Origin of the sequence: Vibrio sp. Vb0304 (assembly GCF_033338995.1) — a bacterium.
In the GTDB taxonomy this organism is placed as follows: Bacteria; Pseudomonadota; Gammaproteobacteria; order Enterobacterales; family Vibrionaceae; genus Vibrio; species Vibrio alginolyticus.
In genome coordinates, this window is record NZ_JAWOTT010000002.1 from 46,133 (window position 1) to 66,699 (window position 20,567).

General features: G+C 45.4%; 16 protein-coding genes. 5 read left to right on the top strand and 11 right to left on the bottom strand.

Annotation, left to right across the window (positions count from 1 at the left end):
- The first annotated feature begins 1 nt into the window (after position 1).
- A complete protein-coding gene (alsS, locus tag R7P35_RS05355; RefSeq protein ID WP_213962654.1) occupies positions 2-1,705 on the top strand; it encodes an acetolactate synthase AlsS in 1,704 nt (567 codons plus the stop codon).
- A complete protein-coding gene (locus R7P35_RS05360; protein WP_085569107.1) occupies positions 1,702-2,460 on the top strand; it encodes an SDR family NAD(P)-dependent oxidoreductase in 759 nt (252 codons plus the stop codon). The genes alsS and R7P35_RS05360 overlap by 4 nt, the downstream gene beginning before the upstream one ends.
- Positions 2,461-2,748: 288 nt before the next feature.
- On the opposite strand, the gene R7P35_RS05365 is transcribed toward R7P35_RS05360, so the two are convergent.
- From R7P35_RS05365 to R7P35_RS05405, 9 genes are all read right to left on the bottom strand, one after another.
- Positions 2,749-3,345, bottom strand: coding sequence for a methyltransferase domain-containing protein (locus tag R7P35_RS05365; RefSeq protein WP_085569108.1), 597 nt, complete (start codon positions 3,343-3,345; stop codon positions 2,749-2,751).
- Between the two features lie 136 nt (positions 3,346-3,481).
- Positions 3,482-4,684 carry a phenylacetate--CoA ligase family protein gene (locus R7P35_RS05370; protein WP_318091820.1) on the bottom strand — a complete coding sequence of 401 codons (1,203 nt, stop codon included), beginning with the start codon at positions 4,682-4,684 and terminating at the stop codon, positions 3,482-3,484.
- A 9-nt stretch (positions 4,685-4,693) separates the two neighbouring features.
- Positions 4,694-5,515: an ABC transporter ATP-binding protein gene (locus R7P35_RS05375; protein WP_005373283.1), complete on the bottom strand. Its 822-nt coding sequence runs from the start codon at positions 5,513-5,515 to the stop codon at positions 4,694-4,696.
- Between the two features lie 80 nt (positions 5,516-5,595).
- Positions 5,596-6,840 carry an ABC transporter substrate-binding protein gene (locus R7P35_RS05380; protein WP_005373285.1) on the bottom strand — a complete coding sequence of 415 codons (1,245 nt, stop codon included), beginning with the start codon at positions 6,838-6,840 and terminating at the stop codon, positions 5,596-5,598.
- A gap of 45 nt (positions 6,841-6,885) precedes the next feature.
- On the bottom strand, positions 6,886-7,953 hold the full coding sequence (locus tag R7P35_RS05385; protein WP_005382737.1) for a branched-chain amino acid ABC transporter permease: 1,068 nt from the start codon (positions 7,951-7,953) through the stop codon (positions 6,886-6,888).
- Positions 7,954-7,964: 11 nt separating this feature from the next.
- Positions 7,965-8,858 (bottom strand): branched-chain amino acid ABC transporter permease, encoded by an 894-nt coding sequence (locus R7P35_RS05390; protein WP_005373295.1) that lies wholly within the window; start codon positions 8,856-8,858, stop codon positions 7,965-7,967.
- Positions 8,858-10,810 carry a long-chain fatty acid--CoA ligase gene (locus tag R7P35_RS05395; RefSeq protein ID WP_154204278.1) on the bottom strand — a complete coding sequence of 651 codons (1,953 nt, stop codon included), beginning with the start codon at positions 10,808-10,810 and terminating at the stop codon, positions 8,858-8,860. The genes R7P35_RS05390 and R7P35_RS05395 overlap by 1 nt, the downstream gene beginning before the upstream one ends.
- Positions 10,810-11,610, bottom strand: coding sequence for an ABC transporter ATP-binding protein (locus tag R7P35_RS05400; protein ID WP_005373297.1), 801 nt, complete (start codon positions 11,608-11,610; stop codon positions 10,810-10,812). Before R7P35_RS05400 ends, R7P35_RS05395 begins: the two co-directional genes overlap by 1 nt.
- A gap of 242 nt (positions 11,611-11,852) precedes the next feature.
- Complete coding sequence (locus tag R7P35_RS05405; protein WP_213904435.1) at positions 11,853-13,490, bottom strand: electron transfer flavoprotein-ubiquinone oxidoreductase; 1,638 nt, start codon at positions 13,488-13,490, stop codon at positions 11,853-11,855.
- 155 nt (positions 13,491-13,645) lie between these two features.
- Between R7P35_RS05405 and R7P35_RS05410 the strand changes: the two genes are divergently transcribed.
- The 3 genes from R7P35_RS05410 to R7P35_RS05420 all read left to right on the top strand — a co-directional run bounded on the left by R7P35_RS05410 (position 13,646) and on the right by R7P35_RS05420 (position 17,439).
- Entirely contained in the window at positions 13,646-14,398 is a 753-nt protein-coding gene (locus R7P35_RS05410; protein ID WP_042523555.1) for an electron transfer flavoprotein subunit beta/FixA family protein, read from the top strand.
- Complete coding sequence (locus tag R7P35_RS05415) at positions 14,395-15,321, top strand: electron transfer flavoprotein subunit alpha/FixB family protein (RefSeq protein ID WP_213904434.1); 927 nt, start codon at positions 14,395-14,397, stop codon at positions 15,319-15,321. The genes R7P35_RS05410 and R7P35_RS05415 overlap by 4 nt, the downstream gene beginning before the upstream one ends.
- 87 nt (positions 15,322-15,408) lie before the next feature.
- A complete protein-coding gene (locus R7P35_RS05420) occupies positions 15,409-17,439 on the top strand; it encodes an acetoacetate--CoA ligase (protein WP_213904433.1) in 2,031 nt (676 codons plus the stop codon).
- Positions 17,440-17,617: 178 nt separating this feature from the next.
- On the opposite strand, the gene R7P35_RS05425 is transcribed toward R7P35_RS05420, so the two are convergent.
- Positions 17,618-19,168, bottom strand: a complete 1,551-nt coding sequence (locus R7P35_RS05425) for an alpha-glucoside-specific PTS transporter subunit IIBC (protein ID WP_258458579.1) — start codon at positions 19,166-19,168, stop codon at positions 17,618-17,620.
- 55 nt (positions 19,169-19,223) lie between these two features.
- Entirely contained in the window at positions 19,224-20,552 is a 1,329-nt protein-coding gene (locus R7P35_RS05430; protein ID WP_005373308.1) for a 6-phospho-alpha-glucosidase, read from the bottom strand.
- Positions 20,553-20,567: the final 15 nt, after the last annotated feature.

The window sequence follows — 20,567 nt, forward strand, 5'->3', positions numbered from 1 at the left end:
AATGCAATCCAAACCTTCAAATAAAAATGGAGCTCAGTTGATCGCTCAACAGCTAGAGTCTCTCGGCATTAAGTACATTTTCGGTATTCCCGGTGCAAAAATCGATCGACTGTTCGATGCGATTGAAGACACTAACATCCAAATGATTCCGGTACGCCACGAAGCTAACGGCGCATTTATGGCGGGCGTTATGGGAAGACTAACCGGCAAAGCAGGCGTCACCATGGTTACGTCAGGCCCTGGCTGTGGAAATCTAGTTACGGGGGTGGCAACAGCAAACTCCGAAGGCGATCCGCTGATTGCTATCGGTGGTGCGGTGAAACGAACTGACCAGCAAAAACAAACACACCAGAGCATGGATACCGTCAGTATTTTTCGCTCTATAACTAAGTTCAGTGCTGAAGTGCAGCATGTGGACGCCGCAAGCGAGGTCATGGCGAACGCATTTCGTATCGCAGAGTCAGGTCGTCCTGGGGCTTGCTTTTTGAGTCTCCCCCAAGATGTTTTATCCGAGCAAACCCAAACGGACATTATTGTCCCCTCGCCTTACACACAGCCTGGTTGCGCAGACATCGCAGCAATCGAAGAAGCGGTCAGTCGAATCAGTAAAGCAAAGCGCTGTGTGGTTTTACTTGGCCTTCACGCGAGCCGCAGTAAAAACGCTGCTGCTATCGCCCGATTTCTTCAAAATACGCAGCTACCCGTTGTCGGCACTTACCAAGCCGCCGGCACGGTAGACATCAATTACTATCATCACTTTGCTGGGCGTGTCGGTTTGTTTAATAACCAACCTGGCGATGTTTTACTGCGGGACGCCGATTTAATTCTCACCATCGGCTTTAGCCCAATAGAGTATGACCCTGAGCTTTGGAACAGCCACCGCAACCCAGTGATTCACCTCGATATTGAACCGGCAGAATACCAACTTAATTATCAGCCTTGTGTTGAAATCGTCGGAAACATTGCGCAGTCATTAGACAAGATGGGCAGCTATATCTCTGAATATGCCCGCCTTTCCCCAACGGCACTTTCAGTACTGGAAGAGGTAGCACTGCAACGGCAAGTGATCAAAACCTATCCCAATGTCTATCACAAGCAAGGATTTCATCCACTGGCACTGATTAAAGCCATGCAATCTATCATCACACCAGATACCACGCTATGTCTTGATATGGGGAGCTTCCACATCTGGATCGCTCGTTACTTAAGTTGTTTTCGAGCTCGCCAAATGCTGGTGTCTAACGGCCAACAAACAATGGGCGTTGCACTACCATGGGCCATTGGTGCCAGCCTACTAAAACCTGGTAGCAAAGTGATATCGATATCGGGAGACGGCGGTTTTATGCAATCGAGCATGGAGTTAGAAACCGCGGTTAGACTGAACTGCAATATCGTCCATATTGTGTGGGTTGATAACGCCTACAACATGGTAGAAATGCAAGAGATCAACAAATATCAGCGCTGCTCTGGTGTGAAATTTGGACCAATTGATTTCAAGGCGTACGCCGAATCATTTGGCGCGAAAGGCTTCGCAGTGACTAGTCAACACGAATTGCTACCGACATTGAATAAAGCCATGGATGTTGAAGGACCAGCAGTGGTGGCTATCCCCGTAGATTACAGCGACAACGACAAACTGATGTTGCCGCGCACAGAGAAAAATCAAGATCCCGTTTTTGTAAGTTTCGAAGGAGAAATCGCATGAGAGGATTAAAAAATAAAGTCGCACTCGTGACTGGCTCTGCCAATGGCATTGGTTTGGCCATCGCAAAACGTTTGTATGAAGAAGGCGCAAACGTCGCTCTTGCCGATTGGAATGAAGAGCAGTTGGCAAACGCCGTTGAGGGCTTTGATAAACAGCGTGTGTCTGCGCATTCCATTGATGTTTCTGATCCAGACAAAGTCGCAGCACTGATTTCTGATGTTGTTACCCGTTTCGGTAAACTGGATATTTTAGTAAACAATGCTGGCGTACATGTCCCTGGTACCGTGATTGAAGGTAGTGTGGAAGACTGGAAGAAGATCTCTGGTGTAAACATTGATGGTGTTGTTTATTGCGCGAAATTTGCTTTACCTGAACTCTTAAAAACGAAAGGTTGTATGGTAAATACCGCGTCCGTTTCCGGTTTGGGTGGTGACTGGGGTGCCGCATTCTATTGCGCGAGTAAAGGCGCAGTGGTGAACCTTACCCGAGCGATGGCATTGGACCATGGTGCGGATGGGGTAAGAATTAACGCCGTATGCCCAAGTTTAGTAAAAACCAACATGACAAACGGCTGGCCGCAGGACATCCGCGATAAATTCAATGAGCGCATTGCGCTTGGCCGAGCAGCCGAACCTGAAGAAATTGCGTCTGTCGTGACTTTCTTGGCAAGTGATGAAGCATCTTTCATTAATGGCGTAAACCTACCTGTAGACGGCGGTGCCACCGCATCAGATGGTCAACCTAAAATAGTATAAGCATGAAATAGACAGATCAGTAAGAGACGTTCTACTACCTTTCGGATCGATGCTGATCTGTCGCTTTACGCTCTGAGCACATAACCCGTGCCAGCAATAAACTCAACCACTCAACCGCTGTTAGAGATATCTCAACAACTTAAAACCAGCAACGAGAAATTAATTTTTCACACAAACCGACAAACTATGTGAGCATTCCATCAGGCATAGAGTGAAGACTTATATATCAGCGATTCACAAAGAACCAGAAAGTTTCCGCGAATACTTCTTCAAAAAGATTAAAAGCGACTAACGTTTCTGCCACACCATCCATTGTTCTCTGCCTTTAAAAACCTCAACACTGTTTGCCACCACTGAGGATTCCACAAGCTTAAACGCCGGTTCTAGATAACCCTCCAACTCCCCACTTCGCAAACAAAATGGAGGGAAGCGTGATAGGTAATTATCATCAATGACGAAAAAACCAATTAGAAAACCTCCGCTTGGCAATAATTTATCCACCATAGAGAAATATTCTGACCACATGTCTCTCGGTAGTGCTGCGAGAAAGGCCCGCTCGTAAATGACATCAAACGATTGAGAAAAATCGGCATTAAATACATCACCCAATACGACTTTATCTTTGTAGTTACCTAACGCTGATTGCGCCATTTTTACCGCTTCTTGGCTGTAATCCATCGCGATCACGTCATGCCCATATTGAATAAAAGTGCTCAGTTCATAAGCGGCACCACACCCAGGAATAAACACTGAATGGCCTACATGAAGTGAATTGTCGAGATAGTCCTTGAGTTCTTGAGGTGTCGATTGGGCATCCCAAGGCATAGTGCCTCGGATAAACAAATCATCCCAGAATTGTGTGTTAATCATTGGTGCCTGTTTCATTTACCCGCTCCCTGATTGCGGTAGTAAAAAATAAAGGGATACGCAGCGCAATGTGGTATCCCTTTTCTAGCCTTTTGTCTGACGTTGTTAGTTTTTTATGACAACCACTTTCTACTGCACTTATGCCACCAATGAGTTAACTGCGAAGATCATTGATTAACGGCTGCTCCGCTTGGTTCGGTACAAACTGGACATTGCCTTTCAGTTTAGTGACAGACTGGAGTGTTGCTTGAATGTCCTCTGCTGATACATGCACATCATGACAACAGAAAGTAATGGCATCGTTGAAGCCATCGCGCTCAATTTTCAAGGAGCCTTTAATATTGTGGCGACGACAGACTTCTTGGATCTGATGCGGATAAACAAACAGCCCTTTTACTTTCACCGCGGAGTCTGCTCGTCCCATCCAGCCCTTAATTCGTGCGTTCGTGCGTGAAGAATCAGAACTTGTCTCTAGATATGCCGATAAATCTCCCGTTGCGTAGCGAATCAGCGGGAACTTCTCATCAAGCGAGGTTACAACGACTTCACCGACTTCTCCCGGTTGTACAGGAACACCATCAGGATCAACGATTTCAACAATAATATCTTCGGCAATCACTAATCCTTGTTCACCAGACACTTGATAAGCAATCAAACCAAGCTCTGCACTTGCGTAGGCTTGAAAGACTGCAATGCCTTTTTCCTCAAACATCTGTTCCATGTCTGCTGTAACCGCTTCACCAGAGACCAGAGCTTTCTCAAAGCTAGGCAGCTCATTGTATTTCTCTTGGTACTTTTGTAGCAACGTCAGCAAATACGAAGGTGTACCAGTGTAACCATTAGGTTGAAGCTGTTTAATTGCTTCTATTTGCGCTTCGGTATTGCCTACTCCAGCCGGAAATACCGCACAGCCACAAGCCCTTGCGCCACCATCCATAATAAATCCGCCAGGAGAGAAATGGTAAGAGAGCGTGTTATGCACTAAATCACCCGCACAGAACCCAGCAGCGTGAAACGCGCGCCCCATACGCCAGAAATCGGCCTCATCCGTTTGAGCCTCATATAAAGGCCCAGGAGACTGAAAAACACGCGCCATTTGACCAATGGCAACGCTATTTAAGCCACCAAACGGCGGTTTAAGTTGCTGCTGATTAGGTACATTGAACTTACGTGTAATCGGGAACTGAGCAAGCCCTTCACGATTGTTTGCCAATGTAGGATCTAACTCAGAAAAATGCGCTGCGTAATGTTCGCTATTGGCTTTCGAATTCTCAATCAGCGCTGGCAAACGTTGAAACAGCGACTCTTCTCGCGCCTGTAGAGACAACGATTCTTTCGCATCAAATAGTTCGTTCATCCTTGCTCCTTACAACCAACGCTTACGACGTTTGTAAGATTTCAGATTCTTAAAGCTCTTGCGATCTTCATCGCCGCCGCCAAGGTAGAATTCTTTTACGTCTTCATTGTTTAGCAATTCGTGCTTGCTGCCATCTAGTACGATTTTGCCTGATTCCATGATGTAACCGTAATCGGCCGCTTGAAGAGCGAAGTTGGCATTCTGTTCAACCAAAAGCATGGTAATACCTTGCTCTTTGTTGATCTTGTTAATAATGCTGAATACTTCTTTAACTAGCAGTGGAGAAAGCCCCATAGACGGTTCGTCCAACAAAATCATCTTCGGTCGAGCCATTAACGCTCGGCCAATCGCTAACATTTGTTGCTCACCGCCAGACAAATAGCCCGCCAGGCCAGTGCGCTCTTTGAGTCGCGGGAAATAGTCAAACACCATTTCGATGTCTTGTTCAACTTCGTTGTCAGTGCGTGTATAAGCGCCTAAGCGAAGATTTTCTATTACCGTCATATCTTCAACAATTCGGCGCCCTTCCATAACTTGGAAGATGCCCGAACGGACGATCTCTTCCGGGCTTTTGTTGTCTATACGCTCGCCCATGAAGTTGATTTCGCCGCGCGTCACTTCACCATCTTCGGTTTTCAATAAACCAGAAATGGCTTTCAACGTTGTGGATTTACCCGCACCGTTGGCGCCCAGTAAGGTCACAATCTGCCCTTTTGGAACTTCTAAACTCACACCGCGAAGTACTAGTATTACTTCGTCGTAGACGACTTCAATGTTGTTCACTGAAAGCAGTATTTCTGCCGGTTCGATATTCGTTGCTAATTCAGCCATCAAACTACTCCTTGCTAGGGTGAGAGTGTTCTCTCACCCATCCTTATTTTCAGTAAGCTTTGTTATTAATAAGTCGTAGATTAGTAACCTAGCCAATCGTCACGACGTGACAATGTCACCTGAGATACTTTCTTAATATCAACTGCGCCGCCATCGTTGTTGCCCATAAAGACGTTCACGGTTGTTGTGCCTCGGTGATCTTCCGGTTTCCAGTTCGCAGGGACACAAACACCTTCTAACCCTTGTGGTACCCAGTTGTCATGGACATACATGCCCTTCTTGATGTTTTCACCTGTGATGCCACCGTTGTCTTTCGCCCACTCCATTGCTTCTTTCATATAGAACGCAGAACAAATACCGCGAATGTAATGGTGAGTTCTGAATTCGCCCGGCTCTGATTCAGACTGCTTAGAAATCTCACGGACCAGTTTCATGCCTTCATTATCATCTCCCCAAAACGCTGTCATACCTGGGAAAACGTAATCTTTAAGGCCATCGCCTGCTGCTTCAAGCACTGGCTTATCGCCGCCCCAAATGTTTGCCATGTACTGGAACTCTGTCCCAACCGTGTTACAAGACTTCACTAGTGAGATAACCGAGCTACCGATATTAGCAATGTAACCGTAGTTGGTGCCTGACTCTTTCAGCGACAAACATTGCGCTTTGAAGTCCCCTGGTTTTAGTGACACAACGACTGGGTTTTGCACATCAAAACCAAGCTCTTTGGCGTACTCTGCACACGCTTCTTTTGGCGCATTCGGGAATGGATGGTTATCGCCAATGTGCGTAAATTTCGGCGCACCTTGATTGCCCTTAGATTCCCAATCTTCTTTCGCCCACTTAACTAGCGCACGGCACGCATCTGAGTACGACGCACCATAAAAGAAATTATAAGGCGCTGGTTTCGCGGTTTTTGGGTTTTTGCCAGTTGGGTCAGTTAAGTGACCAGAGTAAGAAGCAGAGAACACCGGCACTTTGTCTTTGGTAACAAACGAAATAAGTGCTTCGGTATCCGCCGTACCCCAACCTTGCAGCGCAACCATGTCTTTACGCGCCACCCAACGTTTATAGTTGGAAATCGCCACTGGTACTTTGTACGCCATGTCTACTGTTTCAAATTCGAGCTCGGTACCGTTAATGCCACCGTTTTGGTTAATCCAACGCAATGCGTCTCGCACGCCAGAACCATAAGGCTTGCTTACATAGGCAGTTGGTCCAGAAAAGTCGACTAATTGCCCGACAAACACAGAATCTTTTGCCCAAGTTGCGGTAGTAAACAGTGCAGATGACAGCACCAACGTTGTCGCTAAATGTCCTTTGTTCATAACTCGTTGTCCTTGTTATTGAGGTATATTCCACTTAATTCCACGTTAATATGAGAACGGATAGTGTTTCCAATATGCTCGAATCTGTTGCCAGCGATGCGATAATCCTTGAGGTTCGAAAATGAGGAACAGCATGATGACTAAACCAATCGCCATCTCTTTGAAGTAAGCCAGACCATCAGTGAAAGCGGTGGTATCACCAAACGCTGAAAGCCCCGTTACACCAAACTCTAAAACTTCAGGCAGAAGTACGATAAATATCGTCCCCATCAATGTGCCTTTGACTGAGCCTAAGCCACCAATGATGATCATTGCCAAGAACTGGATAGACATCATGATGGTGAAACCTTCTGCTGATACAAACCCTAGATAATGTCCGTAGAGTGCACCCCCGATGCCCGCATAGAATGCACACACTCCAAATGAGAGCAGACGATACTTGGTTAGGTTGATGCCCATGATCTCTGCTGACAGATAGTGATCTCGTACTGAGACAAACGCGCGACCGTCACGAGAACGGATTAAGTTTGATGCCCACATATACATGAAGATCAGCGCAAACAGAGCGATGTAGAAGAAGCTTTCGTCAGTCGTAAACTCAAAGCCAAACAAATTAATTGGGTTCGCGCTTGCACCGTATGAGCCGCCACTGAACCAATCTGCGCGAGCAAAGAAGTCCTCTAGAATAAACTGCGCCGCCAACGTTGCGATAGCTAGGTATAAACCTTTAATTCGAGCCGCTGGCAGACCAAACAGCATCCCCACAATCATGGTTAAGTAACCCGCGAGCGGAATCGCAAACACGACTGGAATGTTAAACTGGTTATTTAGCCAAGCCGATGCAAAGGCGCCAAAGCCAAAGAACGCACCGTGACCTAGCGAAATTTGTCCGGTAAAACCAACCAGAATGTTTAAGCCCAATGCCGCGATACCGAGGTATGCAATCTGAATAAACAGGTTTAGGAAGTAAATATCCAAGACCAGCGGTGCTGCCAGCATGGCGATGACACCTGCAATCGCAAGGCTTCTGATGGTTTTGGTTTCAAAAATTGGCGTATCGCTTTTGTATGTGGTTCGAAAATCCCCACATGGGCGCATGCTAAGTTGAGCCATGTTATTTCTCCTTAAATACGCTCAATATCTTTGGTACCAAACAGGCCATATGGCTTGAAGGCAAGAATGATTAACAGCACATAGAATGGTGCGATGTTGTACAGGTTACCCACTTGCAGGTATTGGCTATCAAAAAACTCAGCCAAGTTTTCTAGCACCCCGATGGTAATACCACCGACAATTGCGCCGACCACCGAATCTAAGCCACCTAAAATAACGGCTGGGAAAACTTTGATACCAATAATGGATAGCGCGTCAGATACGCCGTTAACGATACCGATAACAATCCCTGCTGTTGCAGATACCATTGCCGAAATGGCCCAACTGATGGCGAACACTTTCTTGATGGAAATGCCAAGACTCTGGGCTACTTGCTGGTTGAATGCCGTTGCGCGCATTGCCAGACCCATTTTGCTGAATTTGAAGAACCAGTAGAACGCGCCCATGATGAGCATTGAGAAGATCAAGCTCAGAATGTAAGCAAACTCAACATTCAAACCTCCGATATTCACCACGTTGGTTTCGAACACTTGCGGGTACGACACAGCCGAGACACCGAATATCCACTTCATCAGCGCTTGGAAAAACATCGATAGACCAATGGTCACCATGATCACAGAGATAATCGGTTCACCAATCAACGGTCTGAGCACAATGGTTTGCACGGCGATACCAAAAATCATCATGAACGCGAGCGTGAGTAAAAAGCCAATAAAAAACGGTAACTGTAGGTGCACCAATGCCGCCCAACATACCCATGCGCCAATCAACAGGAACTCACCCTGAGCAAAGTTGACCACCTGGGTCGATTTGTAAATCAATACAAAGCACATGGCGACAACGCCATACAACATGCCAACGATCACGCCATTAATGACGAGTTGCAGTAATAAATCCGTATTCACTATGCGATCCTCCGTTGTTCGCTATCCACTAGTGTTGGCTCATGCTCAATAAGCGTTTCAATAACTAGCGACGTTTGAATGCGTGTTTTGGTGCCATCTTGATAAGTGATCACTGTATCGACATCGACTTTTGGATCGTCGCTGTAGATGGTTTCGATGATGTCTCCGTATTTCTCTGCAACCACACCACGGCGTACTTTACGTGTGCGAGTTAGCTCTCCATCGTCGGCATCCAGCTCTTTGTAAAGTAGAATGAATTTGCTGATCTTCTGTGCATCCGGTAGGGATTCGTTCACTTTTTGAACTTCTTCACGAATCGCTTGGTACACTTCTGGTTGAGCAGATAAGTTGGTGTAGTTGGTAAATGCCAAGCCGCGTTGCTCTGCCCACTTCGCGACGATCGCATAGCGAATACAGATGATGGCAGACAGCCAAGGTCGACCTTTACCTACCACCACGGCTTCTGCAATAAACGGCGAGAACTTGAGTTTGTTTTCGATAAACTGTGGCGAATAACGGTCGCCATGGCTGGTTTCCGACATATCTTTCAGACGATCAATCACCACCAAGTGACCGGAATCTTTAAAATAGCCCGCATCGCCTGTGTGCATCCAACCATCTTGAACATCTTCATCATATGCTGCTTGGTTGTTTAAGTAGCCAGTAAACATGCCTGTACTTTTCGCGATGATTTCACCAACGCCATTGCTGTCCGGGTTGATGACTTTCACATCTGCATTATCAAACGCAACACCAACGGAATCGTAATCCACATCATCCGCTTGGTGCACGGTGTATGCGCCACACATTTCGGTCTGACCATAAAGCTGCTTAAGTGGCACACCAATAGCTTGTAGGTAACGGAAAGTGTCAGGCCCCATCGCCGCGCCGCCCGTTGCAGCAGATGTTAGGTTCGAAAAGCCTAAACGGTCACGCAGAGCACGCAAAAGAATCCATTCGGCGAGTTTAGAACGTTTGCCCTGCTCTAACGCTTTGTTGGCTAAGCTCATGCCCAGTTTGTACATCTTTTGCTTAAACGGTGTCGAATCCATCATTCGTGCAGACACGTCTGCCACAATGTTTTCCCACACACGTGGCGCTAACAGCACAAAGTTTGGACCGATTTCACGCAAGTCGGACATCATGGTTTCTTGTTCTTCCACAAAGTTAACGATTTGACGAGAAATCAACGCCTGACCAACCACGTAAACCTGCTCCATAATCCAAGGCAAAGGCAGAACAGAAACGTAGTTGTCGCCTGGGGAACGAGGGTCTGCACGCAAGTAAGCCGCACAGTGATCCAAGAACGTGCCACTGTGTAGCTGAGCCAATTTTGGTTTAGAAGTCGTACCCGACGTTGTACAAAGAATTGAAAGATCGCTGCCTTTGGTTTCAACAACCATATTGAGATATTTGTCTGGGTCCGCTTTATCAATCAGCTGACCTTTTTTGTAGACCTGTTCAACATCAATTAATCTTGGATCATCGTATTTACGCATTCCACGAGGATCGCAGTAAATAATGTATTCAACGCTAGGAATTTCATCACCAAGCTCAAGCAGCTTGTCGCATTGCTCTTCATCTTCGGCAATCACGACTTTTGCTTTTGCATAGTTGATAAGGTACGCCACCTCTTCGTGCATAGAATCTTGATAGATGCCCAGCGAGAAACCTTTGATCGCATGTGCCGCTAACTCGCCCCATACCCATTCAGGGCGGTTATCACCTAGCAAACCAACGACATCTTGCTCACCAATACCCAAATCTCGTAGTGCCAGTGCCATCCACTTCACTCGATTTTCATAATCCTTCCAAGTGAACTCTCGCCATATACCAAACTCCTTTTCACGCATTGCGACTTGTTCGGGCCAGTTCTTGGCATTGTGTTGCAACACTTTTGGAAAGGTATCTAAGCGGGTTATATCTGCCCAATCATTATGTTGCTGTGCCATTATGCACTCTCCTCTAATGTCGGTAACTCTTCGCCTAAGTACGCTTGTTTCACATGTGGGTTGGCCATCACTTCTTCAGGCTCACCCGTAGCAATGTGTTTACCGAAATCCAAAACCAAAACGCGATTAGAGATGTCCATGACCACGCCCATGTCGTGCTCAATCATGATGATCGTGATATCTAATTCTTCATTCAGATCCATGATGTAACGTGCCATGTCTTCCTTTTCTTCCAAGTTCATACCTGCCATTGGTTCATCAAGCAGCAGTAACTTAGGTTTTAAGGCAATGGCACGAGCAAGCTCTACACGCTTACGTAAGCCGTAAGATAGGGTGCCTGCAGTCGCTTTTCGGATGTGCTGGATTTCTAGAAAATCGATCACGTCTTCCACATATTTGCGGTGCGCCATCTCTTCTTTCTGCGCATTGGAGAACCAATAGAGTGGCCCCGTGACGAAGTTGTTTTTTAGTAGGTGGTGTCGGCCAACCATGATGTTGTCCAGTACCGACATGTGAGAAAAGAGCGCTAAGTTTTGGAAGGTTCTTCCCAACCCTAACTCAGCTCGTTGGCTAGGTGTCCGTTTAGTTACATCATCTCCAGCGAAGATTACAGAGCCTTTGTTTGGTGTGTATCGACCAGAGATGCAATTGAGCATTGAGGTTTTACCTGCACCGTTTGGGCCAATGATTGAAAAAATTTCCTTTTCATTCACATGGAAGCTCACGTCAGTTAAAGCTTTCACCCCACCAAAAGCCAATGAAATATCGTTTACCTGCAACAGAGGCGATTCCGATACCATAGTTGATCTCCCTTTCGTTATTTTAAGTGCGTTCCATTGAGCACTATTTGATCAAACCTAACTTTGATACTGGTAACCGCTTTTACACCTATGCATCAACCTTGTATTCAGTTTACGTAAACGTCAATTTAAAATCAGAATAGTGCCTGAAAGATTAAGTTGCAATCGAGTTCATCGAGAAAGATTTGAACTAACGCAAACTTTAAGTAAATAAATTGTTAATAAAAATTATTCTCAAACGCTTACATATTTGGATAGTTCGGACCACCACCACCTTCTGGCGGAGTCCAGGTAATATTTTGACTTGGATCTTTGATGTCGCAGGTCTTACAGTGGATACAGTTGGCCGCATTTATTTGCAGCTCTGGCTGCTGCTCCCCCTGTACAATTTCATACACGCCAGCCGGACAATAGCGCTGTGCTGGCTCTGCATATAATTCAAGGTTCTGCTCAATAGGGATCCGCTGGTTCGCCAAACGTAAGTGGCATGGTTGATCTTCCTCATGGAAGATATTGGATAGATAAACAGAAGAGAGGCGATCGAAACTTAACACGCCATCAGGCTTCGGATAGACAATTTCATTGCTATTTTCCGCCAATAACAGAGACTGATGATCAGGCTTATCACAGCGGATATGCCACTTAGCTTTACCTTTTAACACGTTATGTTCTAGCAGCGCTATGCCACCGCCCAGCCACGATCCAAAGCGGTGAATGCCACTTGAGAAGTTACGTGCTTGATAAAGCTCTTCATACAGCCAAGACTGTTTGAAGTGTTTTTGATAGTCAGCGGTAATCACCTGATTATCAAGGGCTTCAACGACAGCTTCGGCGGCAAGCATGCCAGATTTCATTGCGGTGTGCGTGCCTTTGATTTTGGCTCCATTTAGTGTTCCAGCATCGCATCCAATTAATAAACCACCAGCAAATTGCTGAGTGGGAAGCGAATGAAAGCCACCCTTAGTGATCGCCCTTGCACCATAACTAATTCGTTTACCATTTTTGAGGTATTGCTCAATCATCGGGTGATGTTTAAAACGCTGAAATTCATCGAATGGACTCAAGTACGGATTCTTATAGTTCAAGTCAACAATCAACCCGACGGCAACTTGGTTTCCCTCTAAATGGTAGAGGTAGCTGCCACCTGTGGCTTCGTTTGATAACGGCCAGCCTAATCCGTGCACTACTAAACCTTGCTGATGCTGCTCTGATGGGATTTCCCACAGCTCTTTAAAACCGATAGCGTAATGTTGAGGAGTTTTCTCTTCAGCAAGATTAAATCGGTTAATCAACTGCTTACCAATATGCCCCCGTGCGCCTTCAGCAAATAAAGTAAACTTCGCTCGCAGTTCAATACCAGGTTCGAAATTTCCTTTTTGTTCACCATTTTTATCTAATCCCATATCGCCCGTGATCACGCCACAAACACGACTATCTTCATCGATGATCGCTTGACTGGCGGTAAAACCTGGGTAGACCTCCACCCCCAAGTTCTCAGCCTGCAACGCCATCCATCGGCATAGACTGCCCAGACTTATGATGTAATTACCTTTGTTATGTAACGTATTAGGCACCGCCCAAGAAGGCAGTTCATGACCATTGATGTCATTGCCTAGATAGTAGGTTTTATCTTGGTTTACTTTGGTATTGAGCGGAGCGCCTTTCTCTTCCCAGTCGGGAAAAAGCTCATCCAAACTCCGCGTTTCAAACACCGCACCCGATAAAATATGCGCTCCAACTTCAGAACCTTTTTCTACCACGCAAACAGAGAGGTCTTGTTTTTTTTCTGCTGCTAATTGTTTGATTCGGCATGCCGCAGACAAACCTGCGGGACCAGCGCCTACAATCAGAACATCAAATTCCATGCAGTCTCTTTCCATGATTGCATTCCTTTTTCTTTGCATGTTGCCAACTTGTTAATCAACAATATATTTAAAGTTGACGCAAACGTAAAGGTAAATTAACATCATTTTAAAGACGTCATCACATCGTCTTCACTGTAAACACATAGTCTTCACTGTAAAAGGAATCTAACGTGAAAATACTAGTGCCAATCAAAAGGGTCATTGATCCCTACGTTAAAGTTCGCGTGAAAGCGGACCATAGCGATGTTGAAACCAATAACGTCAAGATGACGATTAATCCATTTTGCGAAATAGCCGTTGAAGAAGCCGTACGACTAAAGGAGCAAGGTATTGCAGATGAAGTCATCGTTGTCAGTGCTGGCGGTAGCCAGTGTCAGGAGCAACTACGTACCGCGCTTGCATTAGGCGCCGATCGCGCTATTCATGTCGATACTGAAGACAAAATAGAGCCATTAGTTGTTGCTAAGCTGCTCAAAGCTCTAGTTGAGCAAGAACAAGCACAGCTTGTGATTACGGGTAAACAATCCATTGATACGGACAACAACCAAGTGGCTCAGATGCTGGCCGCCCTACTTGACTGGCCTCAAGCAACTTTCGCTTCCGACGTGAAGATTGAAGATCAAAAAGTTCAGGTCGTGAGAGAAGTGGACGGCGGCTTGATGACGGTCGCGATGAACTTACCTGCGGTGATCAGTACTGACTTACGCCTGAATGAACCGCGTTTTGCCTCTTTGCCTAATATCATGAAAGCTAAGCGCAAGCCGTTAGATACCATCACACCTGACAGTCTGGGTGTTGAAGTGGTATTTAGCCAAACCATTCAAGAAATCACACCGCCAGCGCAAAGAAAAGGTGGCATCAAGGTTGAATCTGTCTCAGAGCTTCTCGATAAGCTGCGTAACGAAGCGAAGGTGATTTCATGAAGAACTTAATCATAGCAGAGCATGACAATAACCAATTGCATGCGGACACACTCAAAGTGGTTAATGCAGCAAAACAAGTCAGCCAAGACAATGTTTTTATCGTAGTGGGCCACCAGTGTGAAGAAGTCGCTCAGCAAGCTTGTCGCGTTGATGGTATATCAAACGTAATTTGTGTCGATGATGAGCAACTTAAGCATCAATTTGCCGAGAGTATCGCACCTATTGTAGTGAGTATTGCTGAAGGTTTTGACGCAATCTGGGCTAGCTCATCATCAAAAGGGAAAGACCTTGCACCTCGAGTAGCAGCGAAGTTCGGCGTTGGGCAAATTTCCGATATTGTCCAAGTTATCGATGAAAACACTTTTATCCGCCCTATTTACGCAGGAAACGCATTTGCCAAAGTGACCACCAGCGACAAGGTTCGCGTCATCACCGTGCGCGCGTCTGCGTTTGAGCCGGTTACTTGTCACAACCAAGCTGATATTAAGCATCAGCAGGTCACTATCTCAGCTCCAATGGTTGAATTGGTTTCTGTCGATAAAACCGTGTCAGAACGTCCTGAATTAAGCGCGGCAGAGGTGGTTGTGTCAGGTGGACGCGGGGTCGGTAGCAAAGAGAACTTCGCGTTGATCGAACAAGTAGCCGATAAACTAGGTGCTGCCATTGGCGCTTCTCGCGCGGCGGTTGATGCCGGGTTTGTTGCCAACGACTTACAAGTGGGTCAAACCGGTAAAATCGTTGCACCTAAGCTTTATATAGCGGTTGGGATTTCCGGTGCCATCCAGCATCTTGCAGGAATGAAGGAATCCAAAGTGATTGTCGCGATCAACAAAGATCCAGAATCTCCTATCTTTGAAGTTGCCGACTATGGATTGGTTGGTGATTTATTTGAGGTACTACCTCAGCTTGCCGAACAACTTTAAACGATCAGATAAGGGGCGAACACTGCTATGTTCGCCCCTTTATTTTGTTTTTGGTCATATTCAAAAGAATTGAAATTAGAGGGACCTATGCCAAATTCTGCACCTATTTGGTCACCATCTGCTGAGCGCGTCAGCAATAGCAACTTATTACGGTTCATCGAAAAGGTTAATAAAGACAAAGCCGAAGGTACCGTAATCAACAATTACACGTCTCTACACCAGTGGTCCATTGAGCACAATGATGAATTTTGGCGACATACTTGGCAGTTTTGCAACGTAATCGGAGATATAGGTTCGCAAGTCAAGAGCCTTGGCAGTCCCAAATGGACACCAACAGGTTCTAATCATCATCATGTAAATAGAGACACAGTATGGTTTGCTGACGCCACGCTGAACTACGCAGAGAACCTCCTATCTCAGGCTGAACAATCACCAGAGCGTGAGTTTATTGTTTTTAGCAATGAAAGCGGTGAACACCGACAACTCACCGGTAAACAGTTGCTTGAACAAGTTTCTGCCATTCAACAATGGCTACTCAATTGTGGTGTCGGTAAAGGCGATGTCGTTGCGGGTTATTTGCCCTACCTTCCTGAAACCGTTATTGCCATGCTGGCCACCACCAGTCTTGGTGCCATTTGGACTTCAACCTCTCCTGATTTTGGTATCGATAGCGTCGTAGAGCGTTTTGGTCAGGTCAAACCGAAAGTTCTTTTTTGCTGTGATGGCTACCAGTTCGGAGGCAAAGCTTTCGATATGACGAACAAGAACACCACTCTTAGTAGTAAGTTAAGCAGTGCCTCCGAAGAGACTACTATTAGCGTATGCCAAATCGAATATTTACAAAACGCTGAGAGTGCTAGCACTTCTGAGTTTGTTTCTTGGTCCGATATTACTCACCACTTTTCTCCACAATCAATTCAATATCAACCAACGCTGTTTAATGACCCGTTATTCATTTTGTATTCTTCTGGTACAACAGGTCAACCTAAGTGTATTGTCCATTCCGCAGGCGCTACCTTGCTCAATCACCTCAAAGAACATCAACTGCATTGCGACATCAAATCGCAAGACAAGGTTTTCTACTACACAACATGTGGTTGGATGATGTGGAACTGGCATGTTTCCGCTCTTGCGAGTGGTGCAGCCTTAGTGATTTACGACGGTAGTCCGGTTTATCCTGATCACTCCGTCTTATGGCGATTAGCAGAAGAACATAACGTGTCGCTGTTTGGTACTTCAGCGAAATACTTAGAGGCACTGGAGCATGCGGACTGCTCTCCAAAACTAGAACATAACTTGAAGTCACTCAAAACTCTGTGCTCAACTGGTTCGGTGCTTTACCCAGAACAATTTAATTATGTCTATCAGCACATCAAGCAGGACTTGCATCTCGCTTCTATTGCTGGCGGCACAGATATTTGCGGATGCTTTGTACTTGGAAACCCAATCTCACCAGTTTACAAAGGTGAATGCCAAGGCGCAGGGCTGGGAATCGACGCACGTGTTCTAGAGGATGATGGACATACTATTACGCAAAAACGCGGCGAACTGACTTGTAATAACTCGCTACCTAACTTCCCTATTGGCTTCTGGAACGACAACGGCGAACGTTATCACAACGCTTATTGGAGCAAGTTTACCGATATCTGGCACCATGGCGACGATGTGATGCAAACCGAACATGGCGGCTTTATTTTTTATGGCCGTAGTGACGCAACCTTAAATCCGGGCGGCGTACGAATCGGTACCGCTGAAATCTACCAACAAGTGAACGCGTTACCCGAGGTTGAAGACTCCATCGCTGTCGGCAAGTTAAACCAGCAGTCTGAAGAAATCTGGTTACTAGTAAAACTCGCTCACAACGTCGAGTTAACCCAACAACTCACCGATTCAATTCGCCAAACATTGAAAACAAAATGTTCACCACGCCATGTCCCACGACAAATTTTTGCTATCAGTGATATTCCTAAAACGCGCTCAGGCAAATTGGTTGAGCTAGCAGTGAAACAATTGGTAAACGGACAAGCTGTAAAAAACATTGGTGCTATTACTAACCCAGAAGTGCTGGAAGAAATTAAAACGCTTTTCAACATAGAAAGTGGCGCCACTGTCACTTAGAGACTCAACAAGTCTTCCAACAATACAGACGGGTATAACCTAACTGTATTTTTAGCTCGCTCGATAACTCCTCCCCACTTTCGTGGAAACTGTGCGAAATATGCTTCATGTACACAAAAAAGGTGAGATAATTCTATCTCACCTTTGAGCCATATGAGCTGGAGCATTAGTTTGGGGGTTAAGCTTTTATCAGTTGGCTCATATCTTCGCGAACTTGTGGCACCGTTAAACCAACGATGATTTGAAGGCTCTCTTGATTTCTAACAGTATTCACCGCTCCGTGCTGTGTGAAAAATGCGTTCTCCTTTACCAGAGAGACATCTTTAACTTTAACACGCAGACGCGTCGCGCAATTAGTTAACAAGTCAATGTTTTCTTTTCCACCCAAACCTTCAATAAAGGCACTAGCTTGTGACGGACTTGCGCTACTGTTATGGACCGCTTTCGCTTCTTTGTAGTCAGCTTTTGAATACAACTTACTATCTGCACCTTCACGCCCCGGAGTAAGTATGTTGTATTTTAAAATAAGCGCGCGAAACGTAACAAAGTAAACACCAGTAAACATGAGACCAATAATAATCTGAATCACGTATGTTCCTACATGGTTACCAGCCAAAGGCAACCAGTTTTGGAAAATGAAGTCTATCAAGCCAGTCTGAAAGTTACCGGAAACACCAAACATAAAGGCGATCGTTGCCATTGTCGCAGATAACAACGCATGCAAAGCAAACAGCGCAGGTGCGATAAATAAGAATGTAAACTCTATTGGTTCGGTGATCCCTGTAAGAATTGCTGTGATTGCGGCTCCGAGCACTAACCCCATCACCATCTTTTTATTTTCTTTTTTCGCAACTGAATAGAGTGCTAGTGCGATACCCGTACAACCAAACACTTTACCCATTCCCGTCAACATCAAACCTCCCTGAGGAAATTGTGTCGTTAAACTTTCCGAGCTCTGGGCGAATGTCTGTATATTTTGAATCCAATAGGCAACTGTTCCGCCATCGACTGCAACTGGCCCATAAAAAACGGGACCATATACGAAATGATGCAACCCCGTTGGTATCATGATTCGCTCTAAAAACGTAAATAGCCATACCCCTAACGATCCAGCAGAAACCAAAAATGATTGCAGATTATTAATACCATGCTGAATACTTGGCCAAGTCAAACAAGTTAGAATTGCCATCACGACCATAATTGGGAAGCTAATGATCACAACCAATGGCGTTCCGCCAAATACAGCCGCCCAATCCGGTAGCTTTTTATCAAAGAATCGGTTGTGAACCCAAACAGAGAGACTTGCAATTAAAATGGCACCTAGCAAGTTGGTATCAAGCGTTAGAATGCCACCAACTTCAGTCAAACCTCGCTCACCTTCCGTATAGTTAACGCCCAGTTCTGGTCCCCAAAATTGAAGGATTCCACCAATAACGTAGTTAAACGTAATGTAGGAAACGAGTGTTGCAAGTACAGCGCGACCAGATGCTTTTTTAGCTAAAGCGATAGGTAACCCAACGGCAAAAATAAGTGCCATATTTTTAAATACAGCGAGAGATGCCTGTAAAATGATCGTCGAGACTTTAACCCAAGCACTCCCCTCTAGTGCCCAAGGAAACACTTCTTGATTTAACAGCACAACAGAGAAACCCAATAACATGCCCGCTGCTGGAAATAATAGAACGGGAACAAACATCGCGGCCCCGAACCTTTGAATAATGTCTTTCATATAAACCTCTTGTTTCATTCACGGAGCCTACAAGTAGGCCCCGAACGTCCAGTTGTTATTGAAAAAATTGAGGAAGGTAGGCTTTATTTTCTTCTAGTAATTGTTTTGTTATTTCTTTAGCTTTTGGCACATTAACCACGGTACGGTTAAGTGTGAGTGCATTAATCAGCTTTTGCTGACTTCCTTCGTACCAAGCATCCACGACTAATTTCTCGTAACCAAGTTGGCTCTCAATCATGGCTTTTTGGAAGGTTGGGATTTTTCCTACAGTAAAAGCTTTCGGTCCATCACTAGTTAGCGCAGCTGGAACTTCTACCATGGCGTCATTTTGTAAATTTGTAATAGCACCATTATTCGGTACGATGACGAGATACACATCGCTCAAGTTGTAGGCAAGCGAAGCCGCGACTCTCACCATGTATCGACCATGGATATCGGCATGCAGTGTTTCGTGCTTCGTGGTGCCCGCTTCAATTATTCTTGCGTTCAATTCGAACACTCGTTTCTCACGGCCGTTAATTACCTGCCTTGCGCGAGTATTATTGATATCCTCTTTCGCCACCATTTTTTCAGGGTACAAATAGTATTGAAGATACGTATTCGGCAAAAACTCTGGATTATCAGCAAGCATTGTTCTCATGTTTTTGAATGTGGCTTGCCACGATGGGTCATCCGCTATTTCCGCATCAACCGCACTGATCCCTTCTTTTAGGATGATATTTTTAATTTTATCCGTTAAGTCTTCACCCTGTTTGTTACGAATTTTGGTAAACCAGCCATAGTGATTAAGCCCAAAATATTCAGGAACAAAGTCCCAAATTTCACACCCTAACAATTGCGCATAGCTGACCATAATCGCTGCTGGCATATCACAAATATTTAGAATTCGCTTATCATGCGGAAATTCACGATTTAAAGCTTCAGCGACAATTGCCGCTGGGTTGGTGTAATTAAGAATCCACGCATCTGGACACGTTTGTCGGATCTCGTTCACTAGCTGGATCATATCGCCGATAGAGCGAAGTCCATATGCCATTCCTCCCGCGCCACATGTCTCTTGCCCAACACAAGAGTTGGATAGCGGGATTTGTTCATCGCGCTCGCGCATGGCCAACCCACCAGTGCGGATCTGTATAAAGAAAAAGTCCGAATCTGCGAATGCGACAGATTTATCCGTTGTATAAACAAACTCTTCAACTTCTGGATAGTGTTCTCGCAATAGAATTTCAGTAGCTAATGCATTCGACTCTTGGCGTTTCTCATCTATGTCGTAAAACACGACTTTTGCGAGTGGAAAGTTATCTTTTTCGGCAATAAGGCTGTTCATCATACCAAGTGTGTATGTACTGCCAGCACCAACAATCGTTAATTTTTGACGTTTCATTTCGCTACCTCAAAT

What these genes read in the sequence shown, in the direction of transcription:
- alsS (WP_213962654.1), top strand. Translation starts at nt 2, where the DNA reads ATGCAATCCAAACCTTCAAATAAAAATGGAGCTCAGTTGATCGCTCAA.
- R7P35_RS05360 (WP_085569107.1), top strand. Translation starts at nt 1,702, where the DNA reads ATGAGAGGATTAAAAAATAAAGTCGCACTCGTGACTGGCTCTGCCAAT.
- R7P35_RS05365 (WP_085569108.1), bottom strand. Translation starts at nt 3,345, where the DNA reads ATGAAACAGGCACCAATGATTAACACACAATTCTGGGATGATTTGTTT.
- R7P35_RS05370 (WP_318091820.1), bottom strand. Translation starts at nt 4,684, where the DNA reads ATGAACGAACTATTTGATGCGAAAGAATCGTTGTCTCTACAGGCGCGA.
- R7P35_RS05375 (WP_005373283.1), bottom strand. Translation starts at nt 5,515, where the DNA reads ATGGCTGAATTAGCAACGAATATCGAACCGGCAGAAATACTGCTTTCA.
- R7P35_RS05380 (WP_005373285.1), bottom strand. Translation starts at nt 6,840, where the DNA reads ATGAACAAAGGACATTTAGCGACAACGTTGGTGCTGTCATCTGCACTG.
- R7P35_RS05385 (WP_005382737.1), bottom strand. Translation starts at nt 7,953, where the DNA reads ATGGCTCAACTTAGCATGCGCCCATGTGGGGATTTTCGAACCACATAC.
- R7P35_RS05395 (WP_154204278.1), bottom strand. Translation starts at nt 10,810, where the DNA reads ATGGCACAGCAACATAATGATTGGGCAGATATAACCCGCTTAGATACC.
- R7P35_RS05400 (WP_005373297.1), bottom strand. Translation starts at nt 11,610, where the DNA reads ATGGTATCGGAATCGCCTCTGTTGCAGGTAAACGATATTTCATTGGCT.
- R7P35_RS05405 (WP_213904435.1), bottom strand. Translation starts at nt 13,490, where the DNA reads ATGGAAAGAGACTGCATGGAATTTGATGTTCTGATTGTAGGCGCTGGT.
- R7P35_RS05415 (WP_213904434.1), top strand. Translation starts at nt 14,395, where the DNA reads ATGAAGAACTTAATCATAGCAGAGCATGACAATAACCAATTGCATGCG.
- R7P35_RS05420 (WP_213904433.1), top strand. Translation starts at nt 15,409, where the DNA reads ATGCCAAATTCTGCACCTATTTGGTCACCATCTGCTGAGCGCGTCAGC.
- R7P35_RS05425 (WP_258458579.1), bottom strand. Translation starts at nt 19,168, where the DNA reads ATGAAAGACATTATTCAAAGGTTCGGGGCCGCGATGTTTGTTCCCGTT.
- R7P35_RS05430 (WP_005373308.1), bottom strand. Translation starts at nt 20,552, where the DNA reads ATGAAACGTCAAAAATTAACGATTGTTGGTGCTGGCAGTACATACACA.